Below are 2,306 nucleotides of genomic sequence, written 5' to 3' on the forward strand. Positions count from 1 at the left end.
TTGGATTGTGCTGAGCCGCCTTGCTGGATTGACAAAGCGCTTTGGGTACTTTGGCGCTCCAAAATGCGCTAGCATTCTTGAGCACAAATAAAAATAACATGATCTGCGAAAAACTACCATGCCCCGCGGCAAAGAGCGAAAAAAAATGACATTTGTGCCTTCTTAAGAGATCAAGGCCAGYTAATAGCAGGAAAGATGCTGAAATAAATTCAGCATGACGATCGCCTTAGGCATAAGGAACTAAAAACAAATTAGATTAAAAAAGATGTGTCCACACGATAGCTCCTCTGGCGGGGTGGCCAATATTTAATCATTTAACAAACCGTCATAAACTTAAAGCCTTGTCAATTAAAAGTTTAGACCAGCTAAAACCGTTTAACAAATTTTACTTAGTGTAATTTTTTAATTTTTTTTACCTTGTAAAATAGCTTGTAAATATCTGTAAATAAAATGTTTACATAATAGTGTATTTGCTACAATATGTAAAAAATTACGCTTCAAAACTAGTTTTTGTGGAAGATAAGTATTTACCTTTGCTGTACTAACTAACTTATTGTTATGAGCAAAAAGAAACTGCAAACGCCAGATTTAAGCTATTTAAATCTAGGCGGAAACATTGCTGTAAAGTACCAATTATCTCCAACGGAATTAATTGATGATGCCTTATTAAATAAAGAAGGTACGCTGGCTGCTTCAGGAGCGCTGGCGGTTGATACCGGAAAGTTTACCGGACGTTCTCCTAAAGACCGTTTTATTGTATGCGACGAAGTAACCGAAGATCAGGTTTGGTGGGGCGATGTAAACATTAGAATTTCTCCGGAGAAATTCRATCAGCTGTTTTATAAGCTAACAAATTACCTTGAAGATAAGAAAATCTATGTCCGCGATTCTTCGGCCTGTGCCAACCCGGATTACGATATATCCATTCGGGTAATTACAGAAACTGCTTATCAGAATCTTTTTGCTCATCATTTGTTTATCCGCCCTGAAGAGGATCGTTTGGGGACCACACCAGAGTGGACCATCATTGCTGCGCCAGGTTTTTTGGCCGATCCGGCTATTGACGGAACCAGACAGGAAAACTTCTCCATCATCAATTTCACCAGGAAAATGATTTTGATCGGGGGAACTGGCTATACCGGCGAAATTAAAAAAGGAATTTTTTCTGTTTTAAACTTTATCCTGCCAGTATATAAGAATACGCTATCCATGCACTGTTCGGCCAATGTGGGCAAAAATGGCGATACCGCTATATTCTTCGGCTTGTCAGGGACTGGAAAAACCACCTTGTCTGCCGATCCCGAAAGAGGATTGATCGGTGATGATGAACATGGCTGGGGTAAAGATTCTGTATTTAATTTCGAAGGCGGTTGCTATGCAAAATGCGTAGACTTAACCGAAGAGAAAGAGCCTCAGATCTTTAAGGCGATCAAATTTGGCTCGTTGCTGGAGAATATTAATTTTTTTCCAGGTACAAAGGAGGTTGATTATAGCAATATCAGTAAAACGGAAAATACCCGCGTGGCTTACCCTATAGATTATATTGACAATGCGATTTTACCATCAATAGCGGCTGTTCCGAAAAATATCTTTTTCTTAACTGCAGATGCGTTTGGCGTATTGCCTCCAATTTCAAAATTGAATGTAGAACAAGCCATGTTCCACTTTATGAGCGGATATACAGCCAAGGTTGCAGGAACAGAAACAGGGGTGACAGAACCTCAGTTAACGTTTTCGGCTTGCTTTGGTAAAGCCTTCTTGCCATTGCACCCATCTAGATATGCCGCACTATTGGGCGAGAAGATGGAAAAACACCAGGTAAACGTATGGTTAGTAAATACGGGTTGGAGCGGTGGAGCTTACGGAGTAGGTAAAAGGATGAAATTAAGTTATACCAGAGCGATGATTACGGCAGCGTTAAATGGAGACTTGGATCATAATAAATATAAGCAACACCACGTATTTAAATTGATGATGCCGTTAAATTGTCCTGGGGTACCGGACGAAATTTTAGACCCCTCTAAAACATGGAGCAATCAGGAAGAATACTTTTTGAAAGCCTTCGAACTGTCGGATGCCTTTACAGAGAATTTCAAGCAGTTCGAACTGACAAAAGTACCAAAAAGCAGACACGAAGCGTTAAAATTATGTTAAATGCACTTTAAAATGCATTTTTTGAGCAAAAAATTTGCAATTCGATTTTTTTTTAGTTTTTATTGTGAAAGAATTGCCTCGGCTGGGGCAATTTTTTTGTTATACACCCTAGGTGATTTACCGAAACTAAATTCTAAGTAACGATTTAATTG

The 2,306-nt window shown here is 39.1% G+C and carries 1 protein-coding gene; it reads left to right on the forward strand.

Annotation, left to right across the window (positions count from 1 at the left end; genetic code table 11):
- Nucleotides 1-558: 558 nt before the first annotated feature.
- Nucleotides 559-2,154 (forward strand): phosphoenolpyruvate carboxykinase (ATP), encoded by a 1,596-nt coding sequence (pckA, locus tag AC1DPQ_RS25310; RefSeq protein ID WP_477611254.1) that lies wholly within the window; start codon nucleotides 559-561, stop codon nucleotides 2,152-2,154.
- The last annotated feature ends 152 nt before the right edge of the window (nucleotides 2,155-2,306 follow it).

The organism is Pedobacter sp. 01T416_2 (genome assembly GCF_056398925.1).